Consider the following 15,543-nt stretch of genomic DNA (forward strand, 5'->3'; position numbering starts at 1 on the left):
CGCGGGCGAAGGCGCGGTATTATGCCTGCTTTGTCCGCTGGCATGAAAAGACTGCCCGTCGGAACGGCGTGTTTAGAGGAATATAGATGTCACCCTGGCTGACGGTAGTGGGAATCGGTGAAGACGGCTTCAAGGGCCTGGGCAAAAACGCCCGGCGTGCCCTGCTGGGCGCCTCGCGGATCGTCGGTGGCCAGCGTCAACTGGATTTGCTGCCGGTGTGTATTCGCGGCGAACGCCAGTTGTGGCCGAGCCCGTTCTCCCTCGCGCCGGTGCTGGAACAGCGTGGCGAAGCAGTTTGCGTATTGGCCAGCGGTGACCCGATGTTCTACGGCGTCGGTGCCAGCCTCGCCCGCCAGGTGCCAAGCGAAGAGATGCTGATCCTGCCCGCCCCGTCGTCCTGCGCGCTGGCCGCCGCCCGCCTCGGCTGGCCGTTGCAGGAGGTGGTGACGCTGTCGCTGGTGGCCCGACCGCTGGCGGCGCTCAATGCGCAATTGTTCAGCGGCGTGCGCCTGTTGTTGCTGAGCAACGATGGCCAGAGCCCGGCAGCGGTGGCGCAATTGCTCGGCGAGCGCGGCTTCGGTTCGAGTCGCATGAGCGTGCTTGAGCATCTTGGCGGTGACGCCGAACGGCGCATCGACAGCACCGCCAATGCTTGGAATGCCGCGTCCGTGGCCGACCTCAATGTCATCGCCATCGAATGTCTGGCCGACGCACAGGCCCCGCGCCTTTCGCGTCTCGCCGGACTGCCGGATTCGGCCTTCCAGCACGACGGCCAGTTGACCAAACGCGACGTGCGCGCCATCACCCTCGCCCGCCTCGCCCCGACCCCCGGCGAATTGCTTTGGGATGTCGGCGCCGGCAGCGGTTCGATCGGTATCGAGTGGATGCGTACGCATCCGAGCTGCCGCGCCTTGGCCATCGAAGCCGATGATGGTCGCCAGCAATTGATCGAGCACAACCGCGATGCACTGGGCGTGCCCGGTTTGCAACTGATTCGTGGCAAGGCACCGCAGGCACTCGCGGGACTGGAACGCCCGGACGCCATCTTCATCGGCGGCGGCGTCACCCGTGAGGGCGTATTCGAAACCTGCTGGGAACAGCTCAAACCCGGTGGCCGTCTGGTCGCCAACGCGGTGACGCTGCAAAGCGAAATGGCCCTGATGAACTGGCGCGAACGCTTCGGCGGCGAGCTGACGCGTATCCATGTCGCCCAGGCGCAGCCGCTCGGCGAGTTCGACACCTGGCGCCAGGCACTGCCGATCACCCTGCTCGATCTGGTCAAACCCCTCGATGCGTGACGAAACCGCGGAACAACCCGCGCCCCTGCGCAGCGGCCTGACCACCGGTAGCTGTGCCACCGCGACCAGCCTGGCCGCCGCGCGCCTGTTGCTCAGCGGACTGGCGGCCGATGCGGTGCAGATCGTCTTACCCAAAGGCAAACAGGTGCAGATGCGTCTGGAGTTCTGCCGCTTGACCGATGATGGCGCCGAGGCCGGGACGATCAAGGATGCTGGCGACGACCCCGACGTGACTCACGGCGCGTTGCTCTATTCGCGTGTTCGGCTGCTGAGTGAACCGGGGATTCGTTTCAATGCCGGCGCCGGCGTGGGCACCGTAACGCGGCCGGGACTGGTGCTGGGTGTCGGCGAGCCGGCAATCAACCCGGTGCCACGCAAGATGATCAGTGATCACCTGACACTGCTTGCCACCGAAACCGGTTATGCCGGCGGCTTCGACGTCACGGTCAACGTCGAGGGCGGCGAAGCGCTGGCGCTGAAAACCATGAATCCACGGCTGGGCATTCTTGGCGGTTTGTCGATCCTCGGCACCAGCGGCATCGTCCGGCCATTTTCCTGCGCGGCTTACATCGCCTCGATCCATCAAGGCATCGATGTGGCGAAAACCAATGGTTATCTGCACATCGCCGCGTGCACCGGCAATGCCAGCGAAGACACCATGCGCCGGGTCTACAACCTGCCGGAAATCGCCCTGATCGAAATGGGCGACTTCGTCGGCGCGGTGCTCAAGCATCTGCGCAAAGTGCCTGTGGATAAACTCAGCCTGTGCGGCGGCTTCGGCAAGATCAGCAAACTGGCCGCCGGGCACATGGACCTGCACTCGCGGCATTCGAGCATCGACCTGCCGCAACTGGCTGACTGGGCCGCGGCGATTGGCGCCGACGAGGCATTGCAGCAAGGCATTCGTGAGGCCAATACCAGTCAGCAGGCGCTGGCCATGGCCAGTGCGGCGGGGGTTGGCCTCGGTGATGAGGTCTGCCGCCATGCCTTGAATTTCGCTCGCAGCGTGGTGCCCGCGCAGGTGCAGGTCGAGGTGTTTGCAATTGATCGTCAGGGCGGGATTGTCGGGCATGCCGGAGGTTTTGCATGAAGCGGATTTTGCTGCTCGGCGGCGTCACTGAGGCACTGGCGATTGCCCGCACGCTTGGGCCAGAACATATCTACAGCCTCGCCGGTGTTGGTCGGGTGCCGACGGATCTGACCTGTCAGGTCCGCGTCGGTGGTTACGGTGGCGCTGAGGGTCTGGCGCAATTCATTCGTGACGCAGGCATCGAGCTGTTGCTCGACGCCACGCATCCCTATGCCGCACAGATCAGCCAGAACGCCGCGACCGCCGCGCGACTGACCGACATCCCCTGCTGGGCGCTGCGCCGTCCGGCCTGGCAGCCGCAGCCCGGTGATGACTGGCGCGAAGTCAGCGACTGGGCCGAGTTGATCACTGCCCTCAAGCCGTTTCGCCGACCGCTGTTCACCCTCGGCCGCGAACCGCTGCAGCACCTCAATGAAATCCCTCAGGACCAGTTCTGGACTCTGCGCGCCCTCGACGTCTACCCGGGCAATGAACGCTGCGAAGTGATCGGTGCGCGTGGGCCGTTTCTGCTTGGGGATGAGCGCGCACTGTTCGAGCGGCGGCAGATCGATGTGTTGATCAGCAAGAACAGCGGCAGCACCGCGACCGAGCCGAAGCTTGAAGTGGCGCGCGAACGTGGGGTGCCGGTGATTGTGTTGAAGCGTCCGGGGTTGCCGGGGGTTGATCGGGAGTTTCGATCAGCGTCTGAAGTCCTTGAAGCCCTGACGTCGTAAGACTTTTCATCATTTCGTATTTATCTGTGAATTTACCTGCAAATTTTGAGGACGCAGCCGACTGTTCTTCACTACACCCTCACTCCAATACTTCGGTTCCTTTAATCCCTACAAGCAGCCAGCCGAGAAAAGCGGCTTGCCAGCTTGTATCCCAAGGAATACGATCCCGACATGATCTCTTTTGAACGATCCCGCATATTTTCCGAATGGCTCGACTCCTTAAAAGACATCAAAGGGAAAGGCCGAATCATCTCCAGGATTAAAACAGCCGAACATGGCAACTTCGGCGATTGCGGCTTCGTCGGTGACACCGTTTATGAAATGCGTGTTCATTACGGCCCTGGTTACAGAATGTACTTCACACGTAAAGGCGAAGTGATTTATCTGCTGTTGATCGGGGGCGACAAATCGACACAAAAGAGAGATATCAAACGCGCCGTGCAAATGGCTCATAACATCGGAAATGAGGAGTAAATCATGACCGAAGAATTCACCCGTTTTGACGCCGTCGAGTACCTTAAGACTCCCGAGGATATGGCGGCATATCTGGATGCCTGTTTTGACGACGATGAAGGCGATGGCGTTCTGATTCGTGCAGCACTCAATGACATCGCCCGAGCTCAAGGCATGACACAAGTGGCGCGGGATGCAGGTTTGGGCCGCGAAAGTCTTTATAAAGCGCTCAGTAGCACTGGCAATCCCGAATTCGCAACTATCATGAAAGTCATGAAGGCTCTGGGTTTGCGATTGCATGCCGTAACACTGTGAAGGCGCTGCGACACCAAACCGCACGACGCTTTTTTACTTATCGGCCCTGATCAGGCTAAATAGCCGCGCCTGATCGCCCACCCAATGGATCTGTCCCATGAACCGACACCGGCTAGCAATTGCCTGGATCGCCTGCTTTGCAGTGCTGTTCAACATGCTCGCCATGCCGATGACCGGGGCGATGGCGCAGGCGGCCAATTCACCGGCCGAGCAATTGCTCTGGAGCAGTTTCTGCACCGGCAGCGGGACCAAGATGGTGGCGATCAACATCGGCACCACCGAGCAAAAAGCCCCGACCAACGATACACATTCGAACATGCAGCATTGCTGGTGCTGCTCAGGCTCGGCGCCATTGGTCGCGTTGCCGGGACATTCGCCGCAGTTGTATTTCGCTCGCTATGAAAGCAATCGCAGTGTGGCGCCGGCCTCCCTGCAAACACCTACTCCGCGCCAGCAATGGCCAAGTCTCAATCCCCGTGCATCCCCTCTGGTTTGATTTGTTCGCGCAATTGACCTGCGTTTCAAATCGTTCTGGAGAACTGCCATGTTGAACAAACTCATCATCGTCGCTGCGCTGCTGTTGCCGGCGTGCTTTGCCCATGCTCACGAATACAAAGCTGGGGAACTTGAGATCGCCCATCCGTGGTCGCAAGAGTTGCCGCCGAATGCACCGACGGTCGCCGCCTATTTCATCATTCACAACGCCGGCAAGACGGACGACCGCCTGCTCAGCGTCGACTCGCCCATTGCCCCCGAAGCGCAACTGCACGAACACGTGATGCAGGGCGATCTGATGAAGATGCAGCAGGTGCCGAGCGTGGAAATTCCCGCTGGCGGCAACGTGACGTTTGCGCCGATGGCCTATCACGTGATGCTGCTTAACCCGACCGATCGCAGCCTGCTCAGCGACGGCAAGCGCTTCGCGCTGACACTGCATTTCGAGAAGGCTGGTGACGTCACCGTCGAAGTCTCGGTGCAGAAGAAGCCGCCGGAAACCACGCAGGCCCACGCGCACGCCCAGTAAGCCTTCCGGCAGACTCCGCCCATGCGCCCGCTGAGCGTCAGGCCGCCAATGCAACGCCGTCAGACTCAACACCTGACTCGCGGCAGCTGGATCGCCCTGTTCGCCATGTTGATGATCTTCATCGGCCCACTGATTTCTCAGTCGATGCCGATGGATCAACACGCCTCGACATCGATGCCGATGAGCATGGACATGTCGATGGACATGCCGGGCATGGATCACGCGGGCCATGATGCAAAACCGAGCGCCGAACACTGCCCACCGCAATCCTCGCACCACGTGCTGTGGGAAAAATGTGGCTATTGCAGCCTGCTGTTCAACTGCCCGGCGCTGACTGGGGGCGGTGATTTCGTCGCCTTCAACATCCCGCCGCTGAACACCTTCACCCCGCCCTCCCCGCGCCTGGGCCACGCCCGGCAGACCTTCTTCCCCGGCGCCCGCACCCGCGCCCCGCCCATCGCAGCGTAAACACGCACCTTTGATTGCACACGGTTGAGAAGACAGCTTCAGGCTGCCGGCCGTGTCGTTTACGACTGCTTGATGGAAATTGTCATGTCCAGGTTTACTGCTGTTCCACGCTCGGGCGTTGCCCCGGCGTCCTTCGCTCTGAACGAATCGCGGGTTCGTTTCAGGCACGCTACCGCCGTCCTTTGCGGCGTCCTGCTGTCCCCGCTGGTGCTGGCCGATGATCACGCCGGTCACAACGAAGAACTCAGCCCGACAGTGATCACCGCGATCGCCCCGAGCTCACCGCTGACCATCGTCACCAACCCCAAAGACCCGCGCCAACCGGTGCCGGCCAGTGATGGCGGCGATTATCTGAAGACCATTCCGGGCTTTGCGCTGGTGCGCAATGGCGGCACCAACGGCGATCCGGTACTGCGCGGCATGTTCGGTTCGCGCCTGAACATCCTCACCAACGGCAGCATGATGCTCGGCGCCTGCCCCGGCCGAATGGACGCGCCGACTTCGTATATCTCGCCGGAAACCTACGACAAACTCACCGTGATCAAAGGCCCGCAAACGGTGCTTTACGGCCCCGGCGCGTCGGCGGGTACGGTGCTGTTCGATCGTGAGCCAGAGAGCTTCGGCGAACTCGGCACCCGCGTGAACGCAAGCATTCTGGCCGGCTCCCACGGACGTTTTGACAAGGTTGTCGACGCCGCTGCCGGCGGCCCGTTGGGCTACGTGCGCGTGATCGGCAACACCGCGCATTCCGACGATTACCGCGATGGCAACAACGACATCGTCGCCTCACGCTACGACAAGTGGAACGGCGACATCGCAGTGGGCTGGACCCCGGACGCCGATACCCTGATCGAACTCACCGCCGGCAAGGGCGACGGCGAAGCGCGCTATGCCGGACGCGGCATGGACGGCTCGCAATTCCTGCGCGAAAGCCTCGGCCTGCGTTTCGAAAAATCCAACATCACTGACGTGCTGGAGAAACTCGAAGCGCAGGTCTACTACAACTACGCCGACCACGTGATGGACAACTACACCCTGCGCACGCCGTCCGGCACCGGAATGATGTCGGGGCCAATGGCGTCCAACGTCGACCGACGCACCCTCGGCGCACGGATCAAGGCCACCTGGCGCTGGGCTGATTTTCAGCTGATCACCGGCCTCGACGCGCAGACCAACGAACACCGCCAGCGCAGCGGCATGGGCATCGATACCTACAAGGATCAGCCGTACAGCAAGGACGCCGATTTCCATAACTACGGCGTGTTCAGCGAAATGACCTGGTACGCCGCCGACCGTGATCGGCTGATCAGCGGCGCCCGCATCGACCGCGCCTCGGCCAAGGATTATCGACAGGCCACTGGCTCGGGAATGATGACTCGCCCCAACCCGACCGCCGACGATACCCGCGCCGACACCCTACCCAGCGGGTTCATCCGCTACGAGCATGACCTCGCCGCCAGTCCGACCACGCTCTATGCGGGCCTCGGTCACGCGCAACGCTTCCCGGATTACTGGGAGCTGTTTTCGCCCAAATCCGGCCCGGCAGGATCGGTCAACGCGTTCGATTCGATCAAACCGGAAAAGACCACTCAGTTCGACTTTGGCGTGAACTACAAGAGCGCCGAACTCGAAGCCTGGGCCTCGGGTTATATCGGCGTAGTGCGCGATTACATCCTCTTCGACTACACCCCGGCAATGATGGGCATGAGCACCTCGCGCGCCGAGAACATTGACGCGCGAATCATGGGCGGTGAACTCGGTGCCGCGTACAGACTCACCGACCACTGGAAAGCCGATGCGACCCTGGCCTACGCCTGGGGCAAGAACAGCAGTGACGGCAAGGCTCTGCCGCAGATGCCGCCGCTGGATGCGCGTTTCGGCCTGACCTATACCGAAGACAACTGGAGCGCCGGTGCACTGTGGAGGGTGGTTGCCGCGCAAAATCGTATCGATCAGAACAAGGGCAACGTGGTCGGCAAGGATTACGACAAGAGTTCGGGCTTCGGCGTGTTCTCACTCAACGGTGCCTACCGGATCAACAAGAACTGGAAGGTCAGCAGCGGCGTCGACAACCTGTTCGGCAAGGCTTACGCCGAACACCTGAACCTGGCGGGCAACGCCGGATTCGGCTACCCGGCCAATGACCCGCAAGCGATCAATGAACCGGGGCGCACGCTCTGGACCAAGGTCGACATGAGTTTCTAACAAGAAAAGTCAAAAGATCGCAGGCTTCGCCAGCTCCTACATGGGAGCGCATACCCCCTATCGGAGTTGCCGAAGGCTGCGATCTCTTGATCTAAAAAATTCGCCAAGCGGAGCACACGTGATGAAACAGCCCAAACCGAATTTCTACAACCTGGCCTGGCGTTGGCATTTTTACGCCGGTCTCTTCGTCGCCCCGTTCATGGTGATGCTGGCCCTGACCGGCATCATTTATCTGTTCAAACCGCAGCTCGATTCGCTGATGTACAGCAGCTTGCTCAATGTCCCCGCCGGCCATCACACCGTCCCGGCCGAGGACTTGCTGCAACGGGTGAAAAGCGCTTATCCACAAGGCCAGATCACCCAGTATCTGCCGCCGGTGAACGCCGAGCGCAGCGCACAGTTTGTGGTGAAGAACGCCGGCCACGAACTCAACGTATTCGTCGATCCATACCACGGCGATATCCTCGGCGAACAGGATGCCAAACAGAACCTGCAAGCCATCGCCCGCGCCATCCACGGTGAATTGATGATTGGCACCGTCGGTGATCGGCTCATCGAAATGGCCGCCGGGTGGGGCGTGGTGCTGGTGGTGTCGGGACTTTTCCTGTGGTGGCCACGCGGTCAGGCCGCGGGGATTTTATGGCCACGGCTGAACAGTCGCGGCCGCGTATTGTGGCGTGATCTGCACGCGGTCACCGGGTTCTGGGGTGCAACACTGTTGCTGGTGATGTTGCTCAGTGGCATGACCTGGACCGGTTTCTGGGGCAAGCAATACGCCCAGGTGTGGAACGTCTTTCCAGCGGCGATGTGGGACAACGTGCCGACCTCCGATGTCGAGGCGCGCAGCCTTAACAGCGCCACCCGCCAGACCGTGCCATGGGCGATGGAAAACACGCCGATGCCAATGTCCGGCGACCACGCCGAACACATGAACCACGGCGCCAGCAACGCCGGCCCCGCAGCACCCGACATCCGCCTGCAAGACGTGCAAAACATTGCTACCCAACGCAAGGTCGAGCCGGGCTACAGCATCACCCTGCCGACCACCGCCACCGGTGTGTTCACCATCGCTGTGTTCGCCGATGACCCGCGCAACGATGCGACCCTGCATGTCGATCAGTACACCGGCAAGGTCCTCGCCGATGTGCGTTTCGAACATTACGGCACTGTGGCGCGGGCCACGGAAATCGGCGTGATGCTCCACGAAGGCAAGATGTTCGGCACCTTCAACCAGATCGTCGTGCTGCTGATCTGCCTGATGATTCTGCTCAGTGCCGTCAGCGGGGTGGTGATCTGGTGGAAGCGCCGGCCACAGGGCAAATTCGGCGTACCGCCGCTGCGTCATGACTTGCCGAAATGGAAAACCGGCGTGGTAATCATGTTGGCGCTGGCGGTGGTGTTCCCGTTGGTGGGGGCTTCGCTGGTGGTCGTCTGGTTGCTGGATCGATTGCTGCTATCGCGCTTTGACCGGCAACCTGAGTCTGCCTCGACGTAAATCCGACTCAATGTGGAGTGGCCGCCGACGGCGGCACACTCCTGCCGTGTTGCCGCTGGTTCGAGCGTTACAACTCGTCCCTGACTCGCGCACCACCCTCCGTTACAGGCTGCTGGCGACGCACTCTCCAGCCGGCGCCCATTCGTCCGGTCTGACGCCAGTAATGCCCGGCGAGCAGCACCCTGAATTCACCCAGTTCCATGAGTTGTGAAACAAACTCGCCCGGACTCAGCCGGCTGACCCAGCGCCCCGCTTCGAAATCCACAGGCCGGGCCAGCAGCAAATCCCTCTCGGCCTGCGAGTAAACGGGTGTGTACCTGATCAACACGTGGTTCGGCGTTGAGTAGTAATAATCCTGAATGTCGAAACCCTGGTTCTTCAGTTCATGCGTGTGCGCATGCACCCGCGCAGGCGAAGCGAAATTTGCTCTGACATCATCAGTGTCCGGTGCGAGCGTGGTATTGCCCGACAGATGGAACTGGTGGCTGGCCACGAGTGTGTAGCCATTGGGGTAACGCGCCGCCGGATTGCGCCAACTGATCGTCGGATCACTCGACGAGCGAAATATCCGCAGGACAGGGTCCTCGGCATGGGCAGACCAGACTATTGGCTCGAGCGGAACAAATCGACTGCTGGTCGACCGCGCCAGGATCGCGCCTTCGTAGCCGGTTTCACTGTGACCGGAATCGTCCGTGCGTTGTTGCGCATAGCGGGCGGCATCGTCAGGGTGATGAAAAATCGGTCCCAGCGCCGGCACCGGGCTATCTCGCCATCGCTGCTCGTTGGAAGTATCGGCCATACGCGGTTGCCAATGCTCATCCACTTGACCCTGCCGCGACCAGTAATCGCTGGTTTCAATCACGTCGAGCCGGCCGGCCTTGGCCATCCGGTGCACGTAGTCTTTAAATCTGAATCGGCCACTGGCAATGTCACGTTCATCGATCGCTGCCTGTTCACGCGATACAAACGCATTGGGGCGCAACTCAACCTGCCCGAAAGCGTCGTAGAACACGCCGGGTTCAAACGCATGCAATTGCAGCTTCAACAATGCGTCATCGGCACAGGAGATATAGATCGGTCTGTACCCCCGCGGCGTACTGGCCTGTCGGCAGGCTTGCTGAACATCGTTGGGAAGTACAAAGACATTTCGCATATCGTCAGGCCGTGCGCCGAGCGGAGGCAGCGCTGCGCGCAGATAAATCGAATCCTGTTCAAACCCTGAAGGCAGTCTTGCCTGTTCGAATACTCGATCCACAGCCAGGCCAGAGCGTTGCACATCAACGGGCAGGCTGGCGAGGAACAAGCCATCCCGAGAGCGCAGTATGAATCCGAACGTCTGGGTGTCCCTGCTCACCGAGACTTCATGAACATACCGGGCAACAGCATCTGCTTGAACGAACACTGGGCTGCAAAGTGGTGCGCTCGCGGCTCTGGTGTAATCCATTAGAGGCTGCAGATCAGCAAAGAAAGGAACCCAGCGACTGATCTGGCGGGGCAAACCCCAGATTTCACTGCCGATGACAATTTGCAAGTAACCGGCCTTTGCCAAGGCGTCGACCCATTCACTCGGTTTCAGCTTGGCGCTACGTATGTTCTGTTTTATCGCATCGCCATCAAGGGACGCAGGAAGCGTTTTGTAATCCGTCAGAGCTGCCAAGAGATCTGCGCGCAGACGATCCCATATTCCTGGCTGATAGCGGATCAACGAACCGTCGGGTCCGAACAGGTATTCATCCCATGCCAGTCTTGGTAGCCGCTTGAAGGATGAGTACACGGTGTCGACAGACAGCATGTTCAGATAGATCTGCTTCTCAATACGAGAAAAAATGACCGACAGCTCCCTGGCCACTCTGGATCGATAACGCGCCGTGATACTGCAGCCAGCAGGAAATACCCCGGCGCCATTGCTTTCATCCGGAAAAATCTCGGTGATGTCGAAATCCTCCCGCGACACCTTGATGGGCGCAGAGGCTACGTAAAGGCCGTCGGGGCGTTTCAGAATGACGCCGCCAAAAGGTTTGTCCGTGACCAGCGGCAAGCTCGATCTGGCAAACGCTGCGGCATCGTCAGCACTCTGAAAAACCGGGCCGAGCCAGCGCCGCTGCAGATTCGCGTAGGGCTGCCACGTTGGCCTGACCATTCCTGACCGATCCCAGCACGCGCTTGTTCGCAACACCGAGAGTTCGCCGCTTTCAGCGACCGTATGGACGAAATCCGTCGGCAGCCACTCGCCGGACGCGAGCCCTCGCTTGATCGAGTCGAGTGTTGTCTGAGACGTGTCGTCATGGAACAACTTGCTTGCCTGACTCCTCGTATACTTGAGCAGAGCACCGTCCCGAGTGGCAAGATAAAACGCGGCGGGGCTTGAAGCGATTACAGGCCGACGGCGACCGTAGTACATGGCTGTTGTCAGGATGTCTGGCGAAACAAAATACTGCGCCAGCCAGTCTTCAGGGCTGCTCGAAGATGCTTCTACTTTCTGATGCGCATAAAAGCTCCCATACATGTCGAAGCCTTCCGGGTATTGATGCCACGGCGCCGACCGTCGAGAGGCGAACACCAACGCCTGCCGAAAAAGATTGCTGTCTTGACCGCTGACTGGAAACAGTTCCGTGCCGATGTATTCCTCCCGATCCTTGTGCTTGAGGATGAATCCGAACCAGGCACGGTTCTCATCGTGCAAACGCCTGTCGCCAGCAAACAGATACTGTGCCGCATCGTCCGCCGAAGAACAGACAGGACCGTACATGACGAACTCAGGCCGCTTCCATGGCAAAGGCCGAGGAGAAGATGGCCGGGGCGAAGACGACGAAGGATACGGGGGCAGCGACGGCTGAGGCAGGGACGGCGTAGGGAGTGCAGGTATGGGGTGACGTCGGTTCTGCGGAGGTTGACCCGGCGGATTCTGACATGCTCCAGCCCGGTAATATTTGGCCGCGATGGCCCCACAACTCGTTGTCCGTCAGGTTGAACAGCCAGCCGGCGGCGGCCTGCTCCCTGATGAAGTCTTGCGGTCGCTTGCTGCCCTTGTCCAGACCTAGAGCCAATGGACCGGGATGCACGCGTGTTCCCAGGCGTCGCGCCAGATCCTTCGAAGCCGGGGTTGCGTAAGGTGCAAACCTGACCAGACTGTTCATGGCAGCAGAGCAATACAGAACGGTGTTATCGAGCAATACCTGCCGGACCTCTTCTACACTCAACATTTGCAGGCTTAGTAACGCCTCCTGGAGCGTCCACTGCCGGGAACTGATATTGACCGGCTCAAGCTGCGTGAGCGCGACGTGGGAGACATATCGGGCATGCACCACGTGGTCGTCAGGGAAAACCGGACGCCCTCGATTATCCCGAGGATAAAGTCGCCCCTGGTCCAGCACATCGATATCCCCTTCCAACGGCTCGGTGACCACAAAGCGTGTGTCGCTGCGCTGAAATACATAGCCTGCGTACTGGCGGTCACGGCGAATGCCGACTTGTTCGTGGGCATACCGAACGGCGTCATCGGCGGATAAAAACGCCTGACTCAAGGGCGGCCAAGGGAAGTTCGCGAAGGGTATCCATTCCAGGCCCACCCTCCCCAAACGTGCCCAGAGCGCGCTGCCCCGCAACACCTCAAGCCGGCCCGCCAGTATCAGCATCGAGACAAATTCCCGTGGCGACAATGCTCCAGTCAGCAACCTGGATTGCACCCCGGCGTCGGTGATCGACCCGTCGGAATGCTCGACGCTCAGTGCCGCTTCTATCTCGCTGCCGCTGAAGCTGTACTTCAACATGGACGCATCGCTGGCCTGCATGTACAGCGACAAAGGTCGACCGGCCACAGCCAATTGCTGACTCCTCTTGTGACACGAAATGGCCAGAGCAATGTCCTGTGGCGTGAAGAAATTCTCGTAGAGCCACGGCTGAGCAGGAGTGAGCCGCGAAGGGTCAGGACGGGAGGCGTAGTAAAAACCTTCCAGCCTATAGCCTTCAGGCAACCGTAATTGACCGTCATCACCCGCCGCAAAGTTCTTCGCTGGATCCCATGACGCGAGCCCGAACGGGCGTGCATGGGTCGCGACATACTCATTGCCAGCAGTCTTCTTCAGCAGTAACCCCGAGTCCTGTGCACCTCTTGATTTCAGTGCAGCGAGTACCGCCCGCTCGACAGTGGAGCAAATGCGGGTCATCAAAGGTAATTCGGTCACCCTGCCCGTTGAAAAACCCTGGCCTGGTTGCCAGTCCGGCGGTACGACACCCACCGAATGCCCCCAGTCTGCACTTGAAACGAGGACTTTCAGTTCACCGACAGATGCAAGCTTATTGATGATGCTCATCACGTCACGAGTCCACGGCTCACGCCCTGGTCGTGCACCTGCCTCGTGCCAACGGTAGTAATCGAGTTCCGCTTTCGAACCACTGGGCGAATACTTGAGCAATGTTCCATCGGGGCCGGAGAGGTATGAACTACGAAAATAGGCGCGCCCATCCACATCCCCCATGAAATCGCTACTGGAGAAGAAGTTGATGAAGAGTCGCAGGTTCATTTCATCCAGTTCTGGATAGGCCTCACCTACGACATCGTGAAGAGCGGCATGGCTGTGAATGTTTGCAGCAAACCGATACCCCTTGGGCGGCTCCAGCTCTCCCAGCGCATCAAAGTCGATGATGGTGCTCAAATCAAAGGTGGTGGCCTCTCCGGGTATCGGTGAAGTGGCCACGAATTTCCCATCCGGCCGCAGCAAAATCACGCTGCCATATTCCATTTCCGGCTTTGGCGGTATGCGCGTATGAACCCAATACGCAGCATCCTCCTCTGACAGAAACGGCGGACTCAGGGGAGGTAGCCTGGATTTTCGGGACTCGGTTGCGGCACGTCTGGATCGGACTGAACTATTACTCATGATAGAAACCTGCGAAGAACAATCGGGATAACGATCAAATGAGTGTGTTGCTGCACGCGCCGTGAGCCGAGGTACATGTTTATCGTTTATGTATCTTCATCTTCCCGCTCAGTAGTGCGCCCCAATCTGGCGCGCCCGGACGCACCAGCGCCCGCCAGATGTCCTCTACTGGTGCGCGCCCCCACCTTACAACCGCTCTAACACGACATTTTCCTACCCGATCCCGACCGGGCACAGCCCTTGCAAAACACACCTTCAGTCGTCCGCATCTGCCAACCAGAAAAATTAAATGTTCATGGAGATCGCACAATGAAGCGTCGCAGTTTGATCAAGGCTTTCACACTCACGGCATCCATTGCCGCGATGGGCATGACCTGGACTGTCCAGGCTGCCGAGACCATCAAGGTCGGGATTCTGCATTCGTTGTCCGGCACCATGGCGATCTCCGAAACGTCGCTCAAAGACATGGCGCTGATGACCATCGACGAAATCAACGCCAAGGGCGGTGTGAACGGCAAGATGCTTGAGCCAGTGGTGGTTGACCCTGCATCCAACTGGCCGCTGTTCGCCGAAAAGGGCCGACAGTTGCTGACCCAGGACAAGGTCGCCGTGGTGTTCGGCTGCTGGACTTCGGTGTCGCGTAAATCGGTGTTGCCGGTGTTCGAAGAGCTCAACGGTCTGCTGTTCTACCCGGTGCAATACGAAGGCGAAGAAATGTCACCGAACGTCTTCTACACCGGCGCTGCGCCGAACCAGCAAGCGATCCCGGCGGTTGAATATCTGATGAGTGAAGAAGGCGGCAGCGCCAAGCGCTACTTCCTGCTCGGCACCGACTATGTCTACCCGCGCACCACCAACAAGATCCTGCGTTCGTTCCTGCACTCCAAAGGCGTGGCCGACAAGGACATCGAAGAGGTCTACACGCCGTTCGGTCACAGCGACTATCAAACCATCGTCGCCAACATCAAAAAATTCTCCGCCGGTGGCAAGACTGCGGTCATCTCGACGGTCAACGGCGACTCCAACGTGCCGTTCTATAAAGAGCTGGCCAACCAGGGTCTGAAAGCCACCGACGTGCCGGTGGTAGCGTTCTCGGTCGGTGAAGAAGAACTGCGCGGCATCGATACCAAACCACTGGTGGGCAACCTCGCGGCCTGGAACTACTTCGAGTCCGTGGAGAATCCGGTGAACAAGAAGTTCGTCGATGACTGGAAGGCTTACGCGAAGAAACACAACCTGCCGGGTGCCGACAAAGCCGTGACCAACGACCCGATGGAAGCCACTTACGTCGGTATCCACATGTGGGCGCAGGCGGTCGAGAAAGCCAAATCCACTGACGTCGACAAAGTCCGCGAAGCCCTCGCCGGCCAGACCTTTGCCGCGCCGTCGGGTTACACGCTGACCATGGACAAGACCAACCACCACCTGCACAAGCCGGTGATGATCGGCGAGATCCAGAGCGACGGTCAGTTCAACGTCGTGTGGCAGACCGAAGGGCCGATTCGCGCACAACCGTGGAGCCCGTTCATTCAGGGCAACGACAAGAAGCCGGATTATGCGGTGAAGAGCAACTGAGTTATCCCGCTCAACCTGATCGTTCCC

The 15,543-nt window shown here is 59.8% G+C and carries 13 protein-coding genes; 11 read left to right on the plus strand and 2 right to left on the minus strand.

Features of this window, described 5'->3' with window-relative positions:
- Positions 1 to 86 precede the first annotated feature (86 nt).
- The 10 genes from cbiE (at position 87) to CKW14_RS21650 (ending at position 9,061) form a co-directional block, all read left to right on the plus strand.
- The gene (gene cbiE / locus CKW14_RS21605) at positions 87 to 1,298 is read left to right on the plus strand and encodes a precorrin-6y C5,15-methyltransferase (decarboxylating) subunit CbiE (protein WP_095126116.1); all 1,212 of its coding nucleotides are present in this window, start codon (positions 87 to 89) and stop codon (positions 1,296 to 1,298) included.
- Positions 1,291 to 2,388, plus strand: a complete 1,098-nt coding sequence (locus tag CKW14_RS21610) for a cobalt-precorrin-5B (C(1))-methyltransferase (RefSeq protein ID WP_095047347.1) — start codon at positions 1,291 to 1,293, stop codon at positions 2,386 to 2,388. Before cbiE ends, CKW14_RS21610 begins: the two co-directional genes overlap by 8 nt.
- Positions 2,385 to 3,101 carry a cobalt-precorrin-6A reductase gene (locus CKW14_RS21615; protein ID WP_095126117.1) on the plus strand — a complete coding sequence of 239 codons (717 nt, stop codon included), beginning with the start codon at positions 2,385 to 2,387 and terminating at the stop codon, positions 3,099 to 3,101. The genes CKW14_RS21610 and CKW14_RS21615 overlap by 4 nt, the downstream gene beginning before the upstream one ends.
- A 171-nt stretch (positions 3,102 to 3,272) precedes the next feature.
- Positions 3,273 to 3,575 carry a type II toxin-antitoxin system RelE/ParE family toxin gene (locus CKW14_RS21620; protein WP_095126118.1) on the plus strand — a complete coding sequence of 101 codons (303 nt, stop codon included), beginning with the start codon at positions 3,273 to 3,275 and terminating at the stop codon, positions 3,573 to 3,575.
- 3 nt (positions 3,576 to 3,578) lie between these two features.
- Entirely contained in the window at positions 3,579 to 3,869 is a 291-nt protein-coding gene (locus CKW14_RS21625) for an addiction module antidote protein (RefSeq protein ID WP_095126119.1), read from the plus strand.
- A 97-nt stretch (positions 3,870 to 3,966) separates the two neighbouring features.
- Positions 3,967 to 4,365, plus strand: coding sequence for a DUF2946 domain-containing protein (locus CKW14_RS21630; protein WP_095047345.1), 399 nt, complete (start codon positions 3,967 to 3,969; stop codon positions 4,363 to 4,365).
- A gap of 48 nt (positions 4,366 to 4,413) precedes the next feature.
- The gene (locus tag CKW14_RS21635) at positions 4,414 to 4,893 is read left to right on the plus strand and encodes a copper chaperone PCu(A)C (RefSeq protein WP_095047344.1); all 480 of its coding nucleotides are present in this window, start codon (positions 4,414 to 4,416) and stop codon (positions 4,891 to 4,893) included.
- A gap of 21 nt (positions 4,894 to 4,914) precedes the next feature.
- The gene (locus CKW14_RS21640) at positions 4,915 to 5,361 is read left to right on the plus strand and encodes a DUF2946 domain-containing protein (RefSeq protein WP_095047343.1); all 447 of its coding nucleotides are present in this window, start codon (positions 4,915 to 4,917) and stop codon (positions 5,359 to 5,361) included.
- A gap of 84 nt (positions 5,362 to 5,445) precedes the next feature.
- Positions 5,446 to 7,566, plus strand: a complete 2,121-nt coding sequence (locus tag CKW14_RS21645; protein ID WP_095126120.1) for a TonB-dependent copper receptor — start codon at positions 5,446 to 5,448, stop codon at positions 7,564 to 7,566.
- Positions 7,567 to 7,687: 121 nt separating this feature from the next.
- Positions 7,688 to 9,061, plus strand: a complete 1,374-nt coding sequence (locus CKW14_RS21650) for a PepSY domain-containing protein (RefSeq protein ID WP_095126121.1) — start codon at positions 7,688 to 7,690, stop codon at positions 9,059 to 9,061.
- A 67-nt stretch (positions 9,062 to 9,128) separates the two neighbouring features.
- Here CKW14_RS21650 and CKW14_RS21655 read toward each other — a convergent pair whose 3' ends face one another.
- Both CKW14_RS21655 and CKW14_RS21660 read right to left on the minus strand, forming a co-directional pair.
- Positions 9,129 to 11,810 (minus strand): hypothetical protein, encoded by a 2,682-nt coding sequence (locus CKW14_RS21655; protein ID WP_095126122.1) that lies wholly within the window; start codon positions 11,808 to 11,810, stop codon positions 9,129 to 9,131.
- 7 nt (positions 11,811 to 11,817) lie between these two features.
- Positions 11,818 to 13,803: a DUF4329 domain-containing protein gene (locus CKW14_RS21660; protein ID WP_176471319.1), complete on the minus strand. Its 1,986-nt coding sequence runs from the start codon at positions 13,801 to 13,803 to the stop codon at positions 11,818 to 11,820.
- A gap of 447 nt (positions 13,804 to 14,250) precedes the next feature.
- Between CKW14_RS21660 and urtA the strand changes: the two genes are divergently transcribed.
- Positions 14,251 to 15,516 carry an urea ABC transporter substrate-binding protein gene (gene urtA, locus CKW14_RS21665; RefSeq protein WP_095047339.1) on the plus strand — a complete coding sequence of 422 codons (1,266 nt, stop codon included), beginning with the start codon at positions 14,251 to 14,253 and terminating at the stop codon, positions 15,514 to 15,516.
- Positions 15,517 to 15,543: the final 27 nt, after the last annotated feature.

This window comes from Pseudomonas sp. Irchel s3a12, from assembly GCF_900187485.1.
Lineage (GTDB): Bacteria > Pseudomonadota > Gammaproteobacteria > Pseudomonadales > Pseudomonadaceae > Aquipseudomonas > Aquipseudomonas neuropathica.

Excerpts from the sequence above, each read along its gene's own strand:
- cbiE (WP_095126116.1), top strand. The coding sequence starts at position 87 with ATGTCACCCTGGCTGACGGTAGTGGGAATCGGTGAAGACGGCTTCAAG.
- CKW14_RS21610 (WP_095047347.1), top strand. The coding sequence starts at position 1,291 with ATGCGTGACGAAACCGCGGAACAACCCGCGCCCCTGCGCAGCGGCCTG.
- CKW14_RS21615 (WP_095126117.1), top strand. The coding sequence starts at position 2,385 with ATGAAGCGGATTTTGCTGCTCGGCGGCGTCACTGAGGCACTGGCGATT.
- CKW14_RS21620 (WP_095126118.1), top strand. The coding sequence starts at position 3,273 with ATGATCTCTTTTGAACGATCCCGCATATTTTCCGAATGGCTCGACTCC.
- CKW14_RS21625 (WP_095126119.1), top strand. The coding sequence starts at position 3,579 with ATGACCGAAGAATTCACCCGTTTTGACGCCGTCGAGTACCTTAAGACT.
- CKW14_RS21630 (WP_095047345.1), top strand. The coding sequence starts at position 3,967 with ATGAACCGACACCGGCTAGCAATTGCCTGGATCGCCTGCTTTGCAGTG.
- CKW14_RS21635 (WP_095047344.1), top strand. The coding sequence starts at position 4,414 with ATGTTGAACAAACTCATCATCGTCGCTGCGCTGCTGTTGCCGGCGTGC.
- CKW14_RS21640 (WP_095047343.1), top strand. The coding sequence starts at position 4,915 with ATGCGCCCGCTGAGCGTCAGGCCGCCAATGCAACGCCGTCAGACTCAA.
- CKW14_RS21645 (WP_095126120.1), top strand. The coding sequence starts at position 5,446 with ATGTCCAGGTTTACTGCTGTTCCACGCTCGGGCGTTGCCCCGGCGTCC.
- CKW14_RS21650 (WP_095126121.1), top strand. The coding sequence starts at position 7,688 with ATGAAACAGCCCAAACCGAATTTCTACAACCTGGCCTGGCGTTGGCAT.
- CKW14_RS21655 (WP_095126122.1), bottom strand. The coding sequence starts at position 11,810 with ATGTACGGTCCTGTCTGTTCTTCGGCGGACGATGCGGCACAGTATCTG.
- CKW14_RS21660 (WP_176471319.1), bottom strand. The coding sequence starts at position 13,803 with ATGGAATATGGCAGCGTGATTTTGCTGCGGCCGGATGGGAAATTCGTG.
- urtA (WP_095047339.1), top strand. The coding sequence starts at position 14,251 with ATGAAGCGTCGCAGTTTGATCAAGGCTTTCACACTCACGGCATCCATT.